The sequence below is a fragment of the Holdemania sp. Marseille-P2844 genome, assembly GCF_900120005.1.
Classification (GTDB): domain Bacteria; phylum Bacillota_I; class Bacilli_A; order Erysipelotrichales; family Erysipelotrichaceae; genus Holdemania.
Genome location: NZ_LT635449.1, coordinates 152,958 through 169,589, shown reverse-complemented (window position 1 = coordinate 169,589; position 16,632 = coordinate 152,958). Strand labels below are relative to the sequence as shown.

The following is a 16,632-nucleotide window of genomic DNA, read 5'->3' as shown; positions in this document are numbered from 1 at the left end:
GGGTGAGAAACATGATCCAGGTGAAAGTCTTTGACGAGCAGCATGAGGATGACCTGACCGACAGCCTGAACGAATTTCTGGCGGAGCTGAGTGAAAACGACGTCCTGTCGGTCCAGCTGGCAACCTCGCATTTCTCCGTGATACCCGAACAGCTGTACAGCTTCAGCGGGATGATCGTCTACCGGATAAAATCGGCGGAAACGGGAAGGATAAATGCGGGAGGCGATGACGATGAATAAGAACCGGATCGGGTGCAACGTCAAGACCTGCGTATACAACACGCAATGCGAATGCACCGCTGAAAAGATTGAAGTTGGCTGCGACGAATGCATTCAGCCATGCTGCGATCATGAAACGCTGTGCCGGACCTTCAAGAAAAAGGCCGAGCGCTAAAGCAAAGGAGAAACTGATTCTTCCACAGGCTGCTGGGGAAAAGAAGCAGTTTCTTTTTCTTTCCATCTTGCGAAGTGAAAAGACCATCAGGGAGAAAGTCGTTCCCCAGGGTCGTCTATCTGCTTCAGTTTTTCTCTTTGAGGGTTGTATTAAGTCAGGACTTTGAAGCGCGGCCGGACGAATTTTGGCGGGATGGAGACAAAAGCGGGAATTAATCCTTTTGTAAGCTTAACGTCTTATGTTATAATACTCTGGAGGTGTTGTTTATGCGCAGACAGATACTTTGCCTGATGGCCGCTGCCTTGTTTGTGATCGGCGGTTGTTCTAAAAAGGATCCGAATCAAATCAGTACGGAAAAAATGCAGCTGTATACTGCTTACTATAAATCCATTATGGAGATGGACCGATTTCAGGAAAAATCGGATTTTTATGATCTCGAAGTCGTCATGAACCAGCTTCCTGACGGTACTTACCGGTATTATGTCATTCTCGATAATCCGCAGGTCGCCATGGTTGACGTGGAGATGCTGGTGATCGACGAGGCGGTGGATTATTCCCAAACCGCAGTGATCGCGCCGTCGGTCGGCTTGTTGGAAAATGAAGAATATTCGCTGATTCCCCATCAGGTCTATCCCAAGCTGGGCTATGTGAAGGGCTTGATGGCCAGCGGAGAGAGTGCTTCGCCGACTGTGAATTTGAATGTGCTGGTGCTGTGGAAGGATTACGCCAAATTGAAGGAAACTCGTGAATACCTGCAGCTGACAGGGGATTTTGAAAATCAGAACGAAACCCCGCAGCCAGAGCCGGAAGAGACGCACGACGATCTGCCGGCGGAGGATGAGGACGACAGTGAGTAATCATGACCAAGGGTAAAAAACAATCGTTGATCGCCGGGGCGTTAACCAGCTCGGCCGGGATCTTTATTTCCAAAGCACTGGGACTTCTTTATGTCGTCCCGTTTACAGCGATCGCCGGGGAAGCGAATATGTCGTTTTACAGCGTCGCCTATACGTATTACGATATCCTGTTAAGTATCTGTTCAGCCGGGATTCCATTTGCGGTCGCGGCGATGGTCGCAAAATATTCCAATAATGAGGATTATAAAACCGTCATTCTGGTGCGCAAGCTGTCGATGGCGCTGATGCTTTTAAGCGGATTTGTCATGGCGGTCTTGTTCATCATGGTATCCGGGCCGCTGGCGGCTTCGGTGCTGGGGGCGAAGAAAACCCCGGAGGATGTCGCAATTCTGCGCAATGTCTTCATGATCCTGTCGCTGGCTGTTGTCTGCGTGCCATTTCTCAGCTCATTCCGCGGGTTTTACCAGGGTTTAAAAGATTTGAAATCTTACGCGTTCTCGCAGGTGCTGGAACAGCTGACCCGGGTTGTTTCCCTCCTGGCGCTGGGTGCTTTTTTTGTTTATATTCTGGATATGAACAATATTTTCGCCGTATATATGGCGGTGTTGTCCACTTCGCTGGCGGCGATCGCGGCGATCGCGTATTACCTGATCTACGACCGCAAGCATTACCAGCCGATCAAGGAGCTGGCGCGGCATCAGACAAGCCGGCCGAAGGAAGTCGGCGAGCTGTTTCAGGAGCTGCTTCTGTTTGGCTTACCGTATCTGATCACGGCGTTATTGGGTAACAGTATGAATATTGTCAACAATAACTTTTTTATCAATACGGCGACGTCCGCCGGAAGCAGTTATGAGGACGCCAAGCTGGCGCTGGGCATCATTCAGGTGCAGTGCAACAAGCTGACCTCGATTCCGCAGGTGCTGGCTTTAGGCTTTTCGACCGGGATTGTTCCGTATGTTACAATTTCGCTGGAAAACCGCAACTTTAAAGAACTGCGGCGGAATGTTCTGGATTGTCTGGACACCGTTTTGTATATCGGCGCGCCGCTGTGCTTCTGCCTGTTCGCGCTGGCTTCGCCGATCTATTACATCATGTATGGCAAAGGAAATCTCAGCCTGGGCAGCGAAATGCTGGCATGGAGCTCATTATTGGCGTTAACCGGCACTTTGTCGCCGATTTGCAGCTCGTTAATGATGTCGCTGCGCTTTCGCCGCCAGAGCATCCTGTATCTGATCATCGGCTTTGTCGTCAAGCTGATCACGTTCTTTCCGTTAGTGAAATATACCGGCTTCAGCGGCGCGATCACCTCGAGCGTCGTGACGTCGCTGGTCATCATTTTCCTGAACCTGAATCTGATCAAGAAGAAATACAAAGTCCAGTATGCGCGTGTCTGGCGGCGCTTGGGCGCGATTGCGATCGGCTTGATCGCGATGAACGGCTGTTTTGTTCTGCTGCGCTGGGTAGGGTTGACCGTGGTGAACACATCCCGGGTCGTCGGCGTATTGCAGTTAGCGGCCTATGGCATTTTGGGCATGTTGACATACGTCATCACAACGGCGTTCTTCCGGCTGCCGCAGCATCTGTTCCACATGAGCCTGCCGGCGATGGTCCGTCGGATGACAAGGCGGTTTGTGCGATGATGCGGCTGGATAAATTCCTGGCGCATGCCGGCTTCGGCACCCGCAAAGAGGTTAAGGAGCTGGTCCGTAAGGGCCGGGTTGTGGTCAATGGCCAGCGGGTAAAAAAGGATGATCAGAAAATTGACGAACGGCAGGATCAGATCCAGGTCGACGGCCGGATCGTCACTTATGAAACCGAAGTTTACATCATGCTGAACAAACCGCAGGGGGTCATCAGCGCTACGGAGGACAGCCGTTATGAAACCGTGCTGGATTGTCTGAAAACGAACCGCTCCGACTTATTTCCGGTCGGGCGGCTGGATATTGATACCGAAGGTTTGCTGCTGATCACCAACGACGGCGCTTTGGCGCATGATCTGCTTTCGCCGAAAAAGCATGTCGATAAGACTTATGAGGTGCATTTGGAAAGACCCTGGGATCCGCAGTATGAAGCGGCCATCCAAACGGGAATCCGGATCAGCGATGAGGAAGTCTGCCTTCCGGCGACGCTTCGGCAGACGGCAAAGCACATCATTCTGCTGACAATTCAGGAAGGTAAATTTCATCAGGTGAAACGGATGATGCACGCCTGCGATAACGAGGTCGTATATTTAAAACGGCTGACGATGGGCCCGCTGAAGCTGGATGAAACGCTGCAGCCGGGAGCGTGGCGGAACTGTACGCCGCAGGAAATCGAAGCCTTGAAAAAACATAAAAAAGCAGAACAGTAAAAGGGACCGGAGAACAATTCCAGTCCTTTTCTTGTCCTCGTTGAATCAGCGCTGAAGCCTTTGCCCAATTCATTTTTCAACACGAACCAGCTGAATTGAATCGTTGTGCGCACGTCCATCCGTGAGGACTCAGGCTCAATTTTCCTGAACGAGGCAGAGAAATTCCTAACCGCAACATTTGTGGAAACTTGTGTGATCCGTCAACAAATTAACGTTTTGACATCCTGCTGTCGTTTATCCTGGCAGACGGTAGGGAATAAGGCCCCGTCGATCTCATGACAACGCCATTTCTTACATTTCCATGAAATTGTGAATCGAATTATTTATAATCCTGATCGTTTCTTTATAATAGAAGAAAAGGAAGGAGAAAAACGATGCGGCGATTCAGTCTGTTGATCTTGGGATTATTTTTAATGATTGGCTGCAGCACAAAGACTAAACCACAAAGTTCCTCCACGTTCAAACCCAAGACGATACCCTGCGTGGAAGCAACACCGGCGTCCACCCCGGCGGTGGAAGGTGAAATTGAAGTGGCTCTGTATTCTACCACGGCGGGTTCTCGCTATTTAGAAGATAATATTTACTATGTCGTGGAGGGCGATGATCGCCTGAAGACAGGTTCCTTAGTAATTCTAAGAGGTCGGCAAGAGATTGAACAGGCAGCACTGCGCGTTATTTATCAGCCTGAATTTAACTATGAGAATGATCTTGTAGTCTTGAATGACTACGAGATTGAAGCCATGGAACCCGTTTACCCGGACCGTGATCTGCTTACTGAGATCAGTTTTGATGCGATTTATCCTTTGATCCAGCAATTTCCTCAGTCGGAGGCTGAATTGGAGCTTGTTGAGGGATACTTCATCCTGGAAAAAGCTGGCCTGTGGGGAGTAGCCGGCCCTCATGAAGAGGTGATCGTCCCAATCACAGGCCGCCGGGCGCCTGTTTTAGACAGTCTTGACTTGCATTGCGACGCTCAGGCTTATGATTTTTCACTGTTGCTTGACACGCCCTATCATCTCTGTTGGGGTGAACATGGGATCAGTGCGAAAGCGATCTATGGCGATGTGGCCACCGGCACTGCATACTTGGTGCAGTATGGCCATGATGGGCCGGGCATCTTTCATCCCTTCGACGGGTCGCGGATGAGCGGCGAGCTGGGCTTGTATCACGCTGTCAGCGGCTACTCTGAAACGCCGGAGGGCCTGCCCGAATATGAATGGCTGGATCGCGTCGGCGTCGTGAACCAGAAAGGCGAGCTGATCACCGGAGCAATCTATGATCAAGGTCTGGCGATCAATGGTGATCTGATTCCGGTGGCGCGGGATGGCTTATGGGGGTATGTCAATGCCGCGGGAGAAGAAATTATTCCATGCCAATATTTGGCGCCGCTGCCAATCGATCCGGATCGTGATCGCTGGGCGGCGTATCCTTTGGATCATGGACGAATCGTTGCGCAGGATCAAAGCGGCCGCTATGGCGTGTTGGGGATGGATGGTTCGATTTTGATTCCGTTTGAATATGATTTTGCCGCGCCGTTTTATGACGGTCAGATTTTGCTGGAAAAGGCAGGTGAGCGCACGATCCAGTGATTCGCGGAAAGGTTGACTGCCCGCGTAAACGAAAAAGCAACGCCGTGAAAACGGCGTTGTCTTTATAACAGATGATCCAGTTCAATGGCCGGATATTCCGGGGTGTTGCCTTGCGCAGCTTCGTTGAGATAGCCGATTACCTGCTGCGTCAGGTAGGTCGGAGTTGAAGCGCCGCTGGTCACGGCGATGCGCTCGCGGCCCAGGTAGTCCTGCGGCTTCAGCTGCCGCACGGTTTCGATCAGCAGCACCTCCGGGATTCCGCTTTGAATCGCAATGTCCTTCAGTTTGTTGGAATTGTTGGACTGCGGATCGCCGACGACGATCAACAGGTCGACGTTTTTTAGCTTCTGGATCGCTTCCTGACGAATCCGGGTAGCGTTGCAGATCTCTCTTTCAAAGCGGGCATGCGGATAACGTGCGCGGATCTGATCCATCAGCCGGCCGATTTCCAGAACGCTCATCGTCGTCTGGTTGGTGACCAGAATTTTGGGATTGTCAAGGGAGAGGGCGGCTAACGAATCCAGATCATACACCGGATGCACGCGCGGGCTGATCGCCAGCACGGCCTCCGCCTCCGGATGATTGCGCTTGCCGATATACAGCACATCCGCACCCTCGGCAATCGCCTGACGGACTAAGCGCTGGGTTTCCTTGACGTCGGAACAGGAAGCGTCGACGCAGATCAATCCTTTTTGCCGCGCTTTCTTGGCGACTTCCTCGCTGATCCCATGGGCCGTAAAGATCACGATGCCTTCGTTTACTTCATCCAGCAGCTCCAGCCGGGTTTTGCCTGCCTGTTCCACGCAGCGGATATGATCGAGCTGCAGGGCGTCGACGACATAGCGGTTATGCACGATCATACCGAGCATCGTAATCGGCACGCCCGGATTTTCCCGCGCTGTTTTGCGGGCCAGCGCGATGGCCTGCGTAACCCCTTTGCAATAACCGCGGGGAATGACGGGGATGATTTCCATAAATGAAACACTCCTTTTTCCTGAAATCATTATACCGTGAACGCCGATTTGTGCGCAAGTGAAATAAAATCCAGCGAGTCCGTCGAAAAAACCGTAAGATGCTCTCCTTCAGGCGGATTGTTCTGAAAAAATAAACAAATTGACTTGAAAACGGGAAGACTGGGCAAGATCATGGAAAAAGATGCAGGAAAAGCGGTGTGAGAATTGCATAAAAAGCTTAAAATCTGTATAATTGATGGGCAAAGTGAGAAGTTTAACGATCGGAACCGATTCGATAATAAACAAGTTTTCACCCCGTAAAGGAGGATTTTTATGACACAATTCAACGACTTCGCGTTGCGTGAGAGCACGCAGAAATTGATCAAGCTGGAAGGCTTTCAAGAACCGACAGCGATTCAGGCCGCCGTCATCCCGGTCGCGTTAAAAGGCCGGGACATCATCGGCATTTCTGAAACCGGCACCGGCAAGACCCATGCTTTTCTGATTCCGCTGATGGAAAAAATCAAACCTGAGCTGCCGCAGGTTCAGGCCGTCATTACCGCGCCGACCCGCGAGCTGGCCATGCAGATCTACAACCGGGCCAAAACGATGACGCAGGCGGATCCAAGGCTGCGTGTACGGCTGATTACCGGCGGGCTGGACCGGGAAAAAATGGCGGATTCCGTGAAGACCCAGCCGCATTTGGTCATCGGCACGCCGGGCCGGATCAAGGATTTATTTTTGGATCAGGAAGTATTGCGGGTCGATACCGCTTCGATCCTGATTGTCGATGAAGCGGATATGACGCTGGAATTCGGCTTTCTGGAGGATATCGACGCAATCGCTTCCCGAATGGGGAATCATTTACAGATGATGGCGTTCAGCGCGACGATTCCCCAAGGTCTCAAGCCGTTCTTAAAGAAGTATATGCAGACGCCGCAGACGATCAAAATCGAGCAGGAAACGAAAATGGATCCGAAGATTGAGCACATTCTGGTTCCATGCAAGCATCGCAGCTATGCCGAAACGCTGCTGCAGATTTTACCGGGCTTTATGCCGTATGTCTGCCTGATTTTCGCGAATACCCGCGAAGAAGCAGCTGCGACCGCCAACGCCTTGCGCGAGGCGGATGTGCCGGTGATCGAAATCCACGGCGGTCTGCAGCCGCGTCAGCGCCGGCAGGCGATGAAGCAGCTGGAACAGGCGGATCACCGCTACATCGTGGCAACGGATATCGCCGCGCGCGGAATTGACATCGACGGGATTACGCATGTTGTTTCGCTGGGATTCCCGAACGAACTGGATTTTTATATCCACCGTGCGGGCCGGACCGGCCGGGCAGGCCGTGAGGGAACGTGCTTCGCGTTATATCAGGAACAGGATGAACGTGCAATTCGATCCTTGAAAGAACGCGGCGTGCATTTTGAAGTCCGCTCGTTTAAAAACGGCGCGTGGCAGGCGCAGCGGCAGGCCGATCGCCGCAGAATGTCGCCGGGGCAGCAGCGCGAAAAGGAAATCGCACGGTCGCTGAACCGGAAGAAGGAAAAGGTCAAACCGGGATATAAGAAGAAAAAGGCCGCTTTAGTCAAGCAGATCCAGCGCAAGGAACGCCGGGCGATGATCCAGAGCGAAATCCAGGCACAGCGCAAGGAACGCTACAAGGCGCTGCAGCGCCAGAAACGACAGGAGGGAAGCGATGAATAAGATCGGCTGTCATGTTTCGATGAAAGCGCCGGACTATTTTGCGGGCGCGGTCAAAGAAGCGTTGTCTTACAAAGCCAATGCTTTGATGATTTATACCGGGCCGCCGCAGAACACTCTGCGCAAGCCGGTGGAACAGCTGCGGATTGAAGAAGCACAGAGTTTGTTAAAGGAACACGGGATTCCGTTAGAAAACGTGATCGTGCACGCGCCCTATATCATCAATCTGGGCAACGTTCAGAATCCGGATACCTTTGAATTGGGCGTCCGCTTCCTGAAGCAGGAACTGGCCCGGACGGCGGCAATCGGCGCGCGGTATCTTGTTCTGCATCCCGGCAGCAGCGTCAAGGCGACGGCGGAAGAAGGTCTGGCGCAGATCATCGAAGGTTTGAATCAGGCGCTCGCTCAGGATGATCACGATATGCTGATCTGTCTGGAAACAATGGCGGGCAAGGGCAGTGAGCTGGGCTGGAACTTTGAACAGCTAAAGGCGATGCGCGAGGGTGTGATGAAGAAAGAGCGGATCGCGTTCTGTCTGGATACCTGTCATATCCATGATGCCGGCTACCCGGTGGCTGAGCTGGATACAGTGTTAAAGCAATGGGACGACATGATCGGGCTGTCCTTATTAAAGGTCATCCATCTCAATGATTCCAAAAACGTCCGCGGTGCACGCAAGGACCGCCACGCCAATTTAGGTCATGGTGAAATCGGTTTTGATTCGCTGTACCGGGTATTTGCGGATCCGCGGCTGGGGGATGTCGTTAAAATTCTGGAGACGCCGTATGTCGACGATCACGCGCCGTATGGGCTGGAAATCGAAATGCTGCGAAGCGGCGCTTTCGATCCCCGGAAGCTGGATTGCCTGAAAGCGGAAAAATAGCTTGAGGGAAATCTGATAAAATTGAATCCATGGCAGGGCATGGCCTTTTGCGGGCTATGCCTTTTATCGTTGAAATTCAGGCTGGGGAAAAACTATTTCCGTCCTTTGAAAATTATAGTAGAATAAAAGCGCAGGATAAAAGCAAACAGGGAGGAATAAAAAGTGGATATAACGATCAGCCGTCAACATGTTTGTATGGGAGATGACGTCGACGATCATACCCTTACCTACACGATCGACGCCTCTACGAAGTTCAGCGAACTTTTTCTGGAACTCATAAAGCAAAAATATTTTCCGAACGTTTCCGGCGGCGACGGGGTTTGGACATTATTTTGTGGTCAGGATGATCTGATGACATGGAAAATAAAAGAGAATCAACTGTATAGTCGTTTTGTTGACGAAGAACCGACCATCCTTAGCGGGAAGCGCTGGACCACCGCGGTTGTCAATTTCAAATACTGCCCTTCCGGCTTGGAAAGAGCACGGCAGATTTTCACTCAGTTTGACGGTTTGAAATTTCATATCTGGCACGAAGGGTTTATGCCGGAATATGAAAGCTATCATATTTCACAGGCCATGGAAAACGAATGGCGGAAAACACTTGCAAAGTAATCTTTCCTGATTGAGCGGTTAAAATTGGAAAAAAAGAACCATACTCGCGCGGATGATTCGAGGATGCGCTGAGTAAAGAAATCTGGAATTCTTTCACTTCAGATGACGGACTGTTCGCTGTTTGCGAATGGTTCGTTTTTTTGTTATCTTCCTTTTTAGAAGCCGGGATCAACTGTTTCCAATCCTTCCTGATTGAGCGTCACTTCCGCGGGGATTCTGGTTGTCAGATAAAGTCGGATCAAGTCGTTCTTGTCTTTTTGAATTTTTAATGATACTGTATTATTATAAATAGTACAGATTGTTTAAAATCAAAATGAATGGGGGAAATCGAAATGATAAAAACAATCAAAATCATGTTTGGTTTACTCTGCCTGCTGAGCGGCTGCGCGGTAAAAACAACTGCGACTGAATCCCTGGAATCCCTGCCGATTGGATTTTATGAAGGCAGCGGGTTTTTCATCGACCATGACCGGCGGCTGGTTCTGATCAACACCGGTCGGGGGTGGCTTGGCCAGATCGGCGTGCAATCGCCGCTTCAAAGATTGGAGGAAGAGGCGGGAAAGCTCCTGTTCATTTATGAAAATGAACCGTTTACGCTGACCCTCTCCCAGGGAGAGGACGACTATCAGGGAAGTCTGAATAACAATGGGCAGACACTGGACGTAACGCTGAAATGGAATGAACCCGAAGCCGACGATCTGTTGAATTTCAGCCTCAATGCTTCAACCCGGGAGCGGCTGGAACTGTTGGTAAAATATCAGGACTATGCGCCTGACGGCAAAGTCCCGGCCTATCAATTTGAGCTGGGAAAAGATTCGCAGGCAGCATCGTGGCTGGACAAACATCATCTGGATGAGGTTTTGGGCGGAAAAACTGACGTGGAGCTGATGAAAGCCGGATTGTTCTGGGTCTGCGAGGAATATGATCACAGCTCTTATTCGCAATATCGCGGCGATATTGCGTTTGACAGCGTCGGCGTCTATGGCGACGAGGGAGGCGGCTTGAATTGCAACAACCTTTCGGTGCTGTTAAGCGGGATCCTGCGCAGCTATGGGGTGAAGGCGGTGCCGGTCTGGTGTCTTTCGGCAAGTCAATGGGATCAGGAGTGTCATGTCGTCGTGCAGGCGTACAGCGAACAGCTGGATCAGTGGATCTTCCTGGATCCGACCTACAATTTAATGTTAATGGACGAACAGGGAAATTATATCGATGTGGAAGCGCTGCGCCCGGCCTTGATCGAAGGGCGTCCGCTGACCGCGAATCCGGAAGCGAACTATAATGGCGAGGCGTTTGTTTTAGACGACTACCGCGATTATATGACAAAGAATACATTCCGTTTCGAACGTCCGGCAGTCTGCGGACGTGAAATCAGCGATTTTGTTTATCTGATTCCTGTAAATACGCAGTTATCGACTTCCCGCATGTTTACGACTGACTGGGATGCGTTCTGGGCAACGTCGGGAAAGGACGCTTAACAAAAAGCTTTGATCGCAGCGCGGCGCGAGGGGAAGTGATAAAAATCTCCGCTTTGAAAGACGTTGAAATTGATTTTGTGATAAACTTAAATTAAGAAGGATTGAAGGAGGGGAAGAACGTGGAGCTGCGTTTGAAATTCAATGAAGACGAACAGAATTATGATCGCTTTCGTCCGGGGTATCCCGATGCGCTGATGCAGGATGTGATCGAAAGCTTTCATGCCGGAGGGCAAAGCCGGATCTTGGAAATCGGAATCGGCACAGGACAGGCTACCCAGCCAATCCTGGACACCGGCTGTGATCTGACGGCGGTGGAGCTGGGGGAGAATCTGGCTCGATTTGTCCGCGATAAGTTTAAGCAGAGATCACGGTTTCAGGTGATTCTGGGAGATTTTATGGAACTGGAGCTGGCCGAAAACAGCTGGGATGGGATTTATTGCGCGACGGCTTTTCACTGGCTGCCGCAGAGAGAGGCATTAGAGAAAGTGCTGCGCTTGTTGAAGCCGCAGGGCTGCCTGGCCTTATTCTGGAATCATCCTTATCCAAACCGGCTGGAAGATCCGTCGAACCGGATCAACCGCGAGGTTTATCAACAATTTTGTCCGTCGGATCAGGCTTTGAAGGAATTTGATGAAACGGATCTGGCGGTATGGAAAGACCGGCTTATCGAGGCGGGCTTCGCATCCGTTCAAACGCATTTGTACCAGCGCGTGCGGACGCTGAATACCGAAGCGTATCTGGGGTTGCTGAATACGTATTCTGATCATCGGGCGCTGCCGGAAGCTCGTCGCCGGGCTTTTGAACAGACAATGGCCCAACGTTTACAGGAAACCGGAGACCAGATTCGGATCTATGATACGCTCGATCTGTATCTCGCACGGAAACCCTAAATTAAAAAGACAGAAATCCAAGCTGAAACAGGATATCTTTTCAGCTTGGATTTCTGTCTTTTTTATGGCTGAATCGGCAGTTTAACGCAGCGGCCAGGGCAGGCGGAATGGATCGAGCCCAGCGGTGTTCGCTCCTTTTGTCTGGACGGCCTGCGCCCCGCACCAACAGCCGTTTTCCAAAGCATGAGGAATGGGAAGGCCGGTCAGCGAGCTGGCGATGAAGCCGGCGCAGAAGCTGTCGCCCGCGCCGGTTGTGTCGACAACCTTGGCGGGATAGCCGCAGCAGCGCCAGACTTGCGTTGCTCGATAGGCGTTGGCGCCGTTAGACCCCATTTTCAGGACCACGGTGTTTATGCCGAACCGGAGTAATTCTTCCGCGATTTCATCCGGCTGGAAGCGTGAGCACAGCGGACGGATTTCCTCAAGCGAGGGCATGAAAACGTCGATGTAAGGAAGCAGATGCGCCACGCCGGACAACCCTTTGTGATGCCGGTCGCGGGTCGTATCGCTGTAAATCGGAAGGCCAAAATCCCGCGCGCGGCTAAAAATCAGTTCCATGCCGGAAATTTCCAGCTCATGCAGCGTAAACAGCGAGCCTAACGACAAGGCGCGAAGAGAAGGCAGCGCCTCCATCGGAAAATCAGCCAGCGTGAAATGGCGGTGCGCTTCGCCGGTAACGGTGAAGCGCCGTTCACCCTGCGCGTCCAGCTGAATACGGGAATGTGTTGTGATCTCGCCGGCATGCCGGCGCAGCCAGTCAATCTTGACGTTATGCGCCTGAAGCTGAGCGAGGATCAGATCCGCTTCCTGATCCTGCCCCAGCCGGGCGCTGCAGGCCGTGGAGAAGCCGAGTTTGGATAACAAGATCGCCTGATTCGCCGCATCCCCGCCGACCGCAGGCTTTTGCCCATCCGCATAAAGATCCAGCACGCAGCTGCCGAAACATAATAGATCCGTCATAATCCATTCCTCCTTAAACGTTGGCCATTGTCTTCTTCGATCGAAAAACTGCCGCAGGAAACAAGCTGCGGCAGCCGGAATGTTAAATCATTTTCAAAATTTCTTCTTTTAAGACTTCCACGATCTGATCCTGTGGAATTTTGCGGATCAGCTGGCCTTTCTTGAACAATAAGCCTTCCTCTTTGCCGCCGGCGATGCCGATGTCGGCCCGGCTGGCTTCCTGCGGTCCGTTGACCGCGCAGCCCATGACCGCAACCGTGATGTTGGCGTCAATCGTCGCCAGGAAGCGTTCGACTTCTTCGGCAATCGGAATCATATTGTACTGAATCCGCCCGCAGGTCGGGCAGCTGACCAGATTCGGGACGTTGTCGATCAGATTGAAACAGCGCAGCAGCTGCTTGCAGATGCGCAATTCCTCAACCGGATCCGCACTGACGGAAACGCGGATGGTGTCGCCCAGCCCGTCCATCAGAAGCGCGCCCAGCGCCGCGCTGGATTTAATCGCGCTGGATGTAAAGGTTCCGGCTTCGGTCACACCCAAGTGCAGCGGATAGGGGAAGACCTCGGAAGCCAGGCGGTACGCCTCGATCGTCAGCATGACGTCGCTGGATTTAAACGATAAACAGATGTCATGGAAGTCCAGTTCCTCAAGAATTTCAACATGCTTGCGGGCACTTTCGATCATCGCTTCCGCGCACGGCCGGCCATATTTCTCCAGCACCGCTTTTTCCAGGGATCCGCTGTTGATGCCGATCCGGATCGGAACGTGATGCTGCTTGCAGGCCTCGACGACAGCGATGACGTTTTCCCGGGCGCCGATATTGCCGGGATTGATGCGAATCTTATCGACGCCGGATTCAATCGCGGTCAGGGCCAATTTATAATCGAAATGGATATCGGCAACCAGCGGGACGCTGACCTGAGCCTTGATTTCCCGGATCGCCCGCGCGTCTTCCTGATCATAGACCGCCATCCGGACGATCTGGCAGCCGGCGTCCGTCAGCTGGCGGATTTGTTCCACGGTCGCCGCGACGTTTTTTGTCTTGGTATTGGTCATCGACTGAATGATCACTTGATTTTGACCGCCGATCTGCAAGTTTCCAACCTGGATCGGACGGGTTTCCGTTCTTTTTCTCATGAAATTCACCTCAGTAACCATTATAGCATAAATATGAAAGCGGGCGGACAGGAGAAAGAAAAGGAAAAAGGCAGACCTGAATGGAGGACTGGCAATGTCGGTCAACGACGGGATTCTGGTCAAAGCAGGAGATCAAACTCACGTGGAACAGGCGGGTATCTATACGCTGAAAGCAAAATATCAGAATTTTGTCAAACGTGCAAAAGCTTCGTTTTACAAACAATCAACATGAAAGCATTTCCCTTTTTCACTGGTAAAAAAGGCGGAAAATCAACTTTAAAAAATCGCAAAGACAAAGCGGCTTTCTCCATTTTCTGCATGCGGCGTATTTGCCATGCAGGGCAGATAAAAAGGAAATATAAAGGATTAACAAGCTTGAAAACGGAGATGGGTATCTTGAAAAGGGGGATAAAAGCGGGAAGCGGCAAACTTTAAATCATAGAAGATGATCTGCGTAAGTTGAATTTCCGTTTGCGACTTCTGAATCCTTTGCAAGCTGAGCTTATCATGGTTTGCGTGAACAGGTTTTCATCCGGTTGCTGCAAGTTTTAGCTTCAATCAGAAAAAAATAAGGTATAATAAGGCATACGAGGAGATCGTGCATGACAAATAAACCGTTACTTGGACCAAGAAAAACTAAAGATGATAAGAAACTGCATTGGGAAGGCAGCAGCGAACACCTGCGCAAAGCGCTGGATTTAAGCAAGATTGTCACCCGGCGTTTTCAGCTGGTCGCGCTGGCGGTATGCGTGGGCATGGCGGCGATCGTCGTCCGGCTGTATTCGATTCAGATGCTCAAGACTGATGATTACGCGCAGAAGCTGGCGACCTATACCCGCCGTTATCAGACGGTGACAACCCCGCGCGGTGAGATGCTGGACCGCAACGGCCAGGTGCTGGTCGGTAATAAACAACGTTTGAATATTACCTATTTCCCGCCTCAGGGAATCTCAGATGAAAAAGAATGGGAGCTGGCGCGGCGTTTTTCAACGGATTATGAAGTGGATGAAACCCAGCTGGGCACGCGGGATTTGAAAGATTTGTATCTGAGTCTGCATAAAAAGGAAATCGACGCCGAACGGATCACCGAAGAAGAAATGGCGGCGTATTATAAAGGTGATCTGAATGACAACGACATTTATTATCTGGAGCTGGCACGGATTACCGAGGAGGATTTACAGACGCTGGATACCGATCTGCGCAAGGCATATGTCGTCAAGCAGGCGATGGATATGCCTTCCAGCGGTCAGACCAAGATTATCAAAAGCGACGTCACTGTGGAGGAAGCGGCATTTTTAATCGAACACATGGAAGATTACCAGGGCTTTAACGTCGACTTCGACTGGGACCGCGAGTATCCGTTCGGGACGATGCTGAAATCAGTACTGGGCACCGTGACGACCTCCAAGCAGGGGCTGCCATCGGAGGATCTGGATTACTATCTGGCGCTGGATTATTCCCGCAATGAGAAAGTCGGACGTTCCGGTCTGGAAAAGCAATATGAGGGTCTGCTCAGCGGGAAGCGGTCAGTCTATGATCTGGCTTATGATGAAAACGGCACGGGTTATCTGAGCGAGGTCAATGAGGGATCCAAGGGCTACGATCTGGAATTGTCGATTGATGCGCGGCTGCAGCAGAAGCTGGACGAGATTTTAACCCAGGTGCTGACGGAATATAAAGATGATCCGTGGCGTCCGTTTATGGACCGGATCATGTATGTGCTGCAGGATCCGAATACCGGCGATATCCTGGCGATGTCATGCATGATCCGCAATGCTGACGGCTCGATCAGCGCCAGTCCGACAAGCATCTACACCGACGCTTATGCGCCTGGCTCGGTCGTCAAGGGGGCGACGGTCTATATGGGACTGGATCAGGGCGTAATTCAGCCGGGCGAGAAGATTTTGGACAACTATATTAAAATCAAGGACACGCCGATCAAGAAATCCTGGAAGACGCTGGGCTGGGTTGATGACGTGCAGGCACTGGCGCAGTCGTCCAACGTGTTCATGTTCAACGTTGCGATTCGTTTGGGCGGCGGCACGTATATTGAAAACAATCCGCTGCAGATCGACGCGAATACCTATCTGCTGATGCGCAGCTATTACAGTCAGTTTGGTCTGGGTGTATTAACGGGCATCGACGTGCCGAATGAAGCGGTCGGCTATATGCCGGGCAAGCTGGCCAACGCCGGCAACACGCTGGACTTTGCGATCGGTCAGCTGGATAACTATACGACGATTGAACTGGCGCAGTATGTTTCAACGATTGCCAATGGGGGCAAGAAAATCCAGCCGCGCCTGGTGCGCCGGGCGTTTGATCCGGGCACGCAGAACGTCGTTTATGAGAACTATGTCAACGTGCTGTCAACACTGGAAAATCCATCCGCGCTGGAGCGGGTGCGGCAGGGCTTCAACGCCTGCGTTTACGGGGGAATCTGTTATGGCTTAACGGATGTGCCGGTTACCATGTCCGCCAAAACCGGCACGGCGGAATCGTTTATCAATGTGACCAGCGAAGACGGGACGACGACCCGCTATGATACGACCAACAACAGCGTCGTCGCTTACGCGCCGGCGGAAAATCCGGAATTTGCGATGGCATGCATGATTCCGAACGCCTGGATCACCGGCGGCGGATCGCAAAGCAATCTCTGTCTGCGGATCACCAACGAGCTGACCAAAGCGATATACAATCCGAATGACGTCGCGGAAAATGCCAATCTGCCAGCGGATACGGATCCGGGCGCGGAAATCCCGACGGATACTCCGGCATTGCCGCCAGCGCAGGATCCTGTTGAACCGCAAGCATCGTCCGATCCGGCACAGTAA

General features: G+C 51.8%; 17 protein-coding genes. 14 read left to right on the top strand and 3 right to left on the bottom strand.

Features of this window, described 5'->3' with window-relative positions; genetic code table 11:
* The first annotated feature begins 11 nt into the window (after positions 1-11).
* The 6 genes from BQ7364_RS03510 to BQ7364_RS03485 all read left to right on the top strand — a co-directional run bounded on the left by BQ7364_RS03510 (position 12) and on the right by BQ7364_RS03485 (position 5,189).
* Positions 12-239 carry a sporulation protein Cse60 gene (locus BQ7364_RS03510; protein WP_072683435.1) on the top strand — a complete coding sequence of 76 codons (228 nt, stop codon included), beginning with the start codon at positions 12-14 and terminating at the stop codon, positions 237-239.
* Positions 232-393, top strand: a complete 162-nt coding sequence (locus BQ7364_RS03505) for a DUF1540 domain-containing protein (RefSeq protein ID WP_072683434.1) — start codon at positions 232-234, stop codon at positions 391-393. Before BQ7364_RS03510 ends, BQ7364_RS03505 begins: the two co-directional genes overlap by 8 nt.
* A 266-nt stretch (positions 394-659) precedes the next feature.
* Positions 660-1,250 (top strand): hypothetical protein, encoded by a 591-nt coding sequence (locus tag BQ7364_RS03500; RefSeq protein ID WP_072683433.1) that lies wholly within the window; start codon positions 660-662, stop codon positions 1,248-1,250.
* Positions 1,251-1,252: 2 nt separating this feature from the next.
* Positions 1,253-2,890: an oligosaccharide flippase family protein gene (locus BQ7364_RS03495; RefSeq protein WP_072683432.1), complete on the top strand. Its 1,638-nt coding sequence runs from the start codon at positions 1,253-1,255 to the stop codon at positions 2,888-2,890.
* Positions 2,890-3,600: a pseudouridine synthase gene (locus BQ7364_RS03490; RefSeq protein WP_072683640.1), complete on the top strand. Its 711-nt coding sequence runs from the start codon at positions 2,890-2,892 to the stop codon at positions 3,598-3,600. Before BQ7364_RS03495 ends, BQ7364_RS03490 begins: the two co-directional genes overlap by 1 nt.
* Before the next feature lie 374 nt (positions 3,601-3,974).
* A complete protein-coding gene (locus tag BQ7364_RS03485; protein WP_072683431.1) occupies positions 3,975-5,189 on the top strand; it encodes a WG repeat-containing protein in 1,215 nt (404 codons plus the stop codon).
* Between the two features lie 62 nt (positions 5,190-5,251).
* Here BQ7364_RS03485 and ispH read toward each other — a convergent pair whose 3' ends face one another.
* Positions 5,252-6,163 (bottom strand): 4-hydroxy-3-methylbut-2-enyl diphosphate reductase, encoded by a 912-nt coding sequence (gene ispH, locus BQ7364_RS03480; RefSeq protein WP_072683430.1) that lies wholly within the window; start codon positions 6,161-6,163, stop codon positions 5,252-5,254.
* A gap of 312 nt (positions 6,164-6,475) precedes the next feature.
* Here ispH and BQ7364_RS03475 point away from each other — a divergent pair, with 312 nt between their 5' ends.
* The 5 genes from BQ7364_RS03475 (at position 6,476) to BQ7364_RS03455 (ending at position 11,703) form a co-directional block, all read left to right on the top strand.
* Positions 6,476-7,846 carry a DEAD/DEAH box helicase gene (locus BQ7364_RS03475; protein WP_072683429.1) on the top strand — a complete coding sequence of 457 codons (1,371 nt, stop codon included), beginning with the start codon at positions 6,476-6,478 and terminating at the stop codon, positions 7,844-7,846.
* Positions 7,839-8,726: a deoxyribonuclease IV gene (locus BQ7364_RS03470; protein WP_072683428.1), complete on the top strand. Its 888-nt coding sequence runs from the start codon at positions 7,839-7,841 to the stop codon at positions 8,724-8,726. Before BQ7364_RS03475 ends, BQ7364_RS03470 begins: the two co-directional genes overlap by 8 nt.
* Positions 8,727-8,888: 162 nt before the next feature.
* A complete protein-coding gene (locus tag BQ7364_RS03465) occupies positions 8,889-9,338 on the top strand; it encodes a hypothetical protein (protein ID WP_072683427.1) in 450 nt (149 codons plus the stop codon).
* 332 nt (positions 9,339-9,670) lie between these two features.
* On the top strand, positions 9,671-10,813 hold the full coding sequence (locus tag BQ7364_RS03460; RefSeq protein ID WP_072683426.1) for a transglutaminase domain-containing protein: 1,143 nt from the start codon (positions 9,671-9,673) through the stop codon (positions 10,811-10,813).
* A gap of 119 nt (positions 10,814-10,932) precedes the next feature.
* Positions 10,933-11,703 carry a class I SAM-dependent methyltransferase gene (locus tag BQ7364_RS03455; protein WP_072683425.1) on the top strand — a complete coding sequence of 257 codons (771 nt, stop codon included), beginning with the start codon at positions 10,933-10,935 and terminating at the stop codon, positions 11,701-11,703.
* Between the two features lie 81 nt (positions 11,704-11,784).
* On the opposite strand, the gene BQ7364_RS03450 is transcribed toward BQ7364_RS03455, so the two are convergent.
* Entirely contained in the window at positions 11,785-12,663 is an 879-nt protein-coding gene (locus tag BQ7364_RS03450; protein ID WP_072683424.1) for a carbohydrate kinase family protein, read from the bottom strand.
* An 82-nt stretch (positions 12,664-12,745) separates the two neighbouring features.
* On the bottom strand, positions 12,746-13,801 hold the full coding sequence (gene ispG / locus BQ7364_RS03445) for a flavodoxin-dependent (E)-4-hydroxy-3-methylbut-2-enyl-diphosphate synthase (protein WP_072683423.1): 1,056 nt from the start codon (positions 13,799-13,801) through the stop codon (positions 12,746-12,748).
* Between the two features lie 94 nt (positions 13,802-13,895).
* On the opposite strand from ispG, the gene BQ7364_RS17915 reads away from it, so the two are divergent.
* The 3 genes from BQ7364_RS17915 (at position 13,896) to BQ7364_RS03440 (ending at position 16,632) form a co-directional block, all read left to right on the top strand.
* Entirely contained in the window at positions 13,896-14,033 is a 138-nt protein-coding gene (locus tag BQ7364_RS17915; RefSeq protein WP_159432749.1) for a hypothetical protein, read from the top strand.
* Entirely contained in the window at positions 14,030-14,236 is a 207-nt protein-coding gene (locus tag BQ7364_RS17910) for a hypothetical protein (RefSeq protein WP_159432748.1), read from the top strand. The genes BQ7364_RS17915 and BQ7364_RS17910 overlap by 4 nt, the downstream gene beginning before the upstream one ends.
* 167 nt (positions 14,237-14,403) lie before the next feature.
* A complete protein-coding gene (locus tag BQ7364_RS03440) occupies positions 14,404-16,632 on the top strand; it encodes a peptidoglycan D,D-transpeptidase FtsI family protein (protein ID WP_072683422.1) in 2,229 nt (742 codons plus the stop codon).

Excerpts from the sequence above, each read along its gene's own strand:
- BQ7364_RS03510 (WP_072683435.1), top strand. The coding sequence starts at position 12 with ATGATCCAGGTGAAAGTCTTTGACGAGCAGCATGAGGATGACCTGACC.
- BQ7364_RS03505 (WP_072683434.1), top strand. The coding sequence starts at position 232 with ATGAATAAGAACCGGATCGGGTGCAACGTCAAGACCTGCGTATACAAC.
- BQ7364_RS03500 (WP_072683433.1), top strand. The coding sequence starts at position 660 with ATGCGCAGACAGATACTTTGCCTGATGGCCGCTGCCTTGTTTGTGATC.
- BQ7364_RS03495 (WP_072683432.1), top strand. The coding sequence starts at position 1,253 with ATGACCAAGGGTAAAAAACAATCGTTGATCGCCGGGGCGTTAACCAGC.
- BQ7364_RS03490 (WP_072683640.1), top strand. The coding sequence starts at position 2,890 with ATGCGGCTGGATAAATTCCTGGCGCATGCCGGCTTCGGCACCCGCAAA.
- BQ7364_RS03485 (WP_072683431.1), top strand. The coding sequence starts at position 3,975 with ATGCGGCGATTCAGTCTGTTGATCTTGGGATTATTTTTAATGATTGGC.
- ispH (WP_072683430.1), bottom strand. The coding sequence starts at position 6,163 with ATGGAAATCATCCCCGTCATTCCCCGCGGTTATTGCAAAGGGGTTACG.
- BQ7364_RS03475 (WP_072683429.1), top strand. The coding sequence starts at position 6,476 with ATGACACAATTCAACGACTTCGCGTTGCGTGAGAGCACGCAGAAATTG.
- BQ7364_RS03470 (WP_072683428.1), top strand. The coding sequence starts at position 7,839 with ATGAATAAGATCGGCTGTCATGTTTCGATGAAAGCGCCGGACTATTTT.
- BQ7364_RS03460 (WP_072683426.1), top strand. The coding sequence starts at position 9,671 with ATGATAAAAACAATCAAAATCATGTTTGGTTTACTCTGCCTGCTGAGC.
- BQ7364_RS03450 (WP_072683424.1), bottom strand. The coding sequence starts at position 12,663 with ATGACGGATCTATTATGTTTCGGCAGCTGCGTGCTGGATCTTTATGCG.
- ispG (WP_072683423.1), bottom strand. The coding sequence starts at position 13,801 with ATGAGAAAAAGAACGGAAACCCGTCCGATCCAGGTTGGAAACTTGCAG.
- BQ7364_RS17915 (WP_159432749.1), top strand. The coding sequence starts at position 13,896 with ATGTCGGTCAACGACGGGATTCTGGTCAAAGCAGGAGATCAAACTCAC.
- BQ7364_RS17910 (WP_159432748.1), top strand. The coding sequence starts at position 14,030 with ATGAAAGCATTTCCCTTTTTCACTGGTAAAAAAGGCGGAAAATCAACT.
- BQ7364_RS03440 (WP_072683422.1), top strand. The coding sequence starts at position 14,404 with ATGACAAATAAACCGTTACTTGGACCAAGAAAAACTAAAGATGATAAG.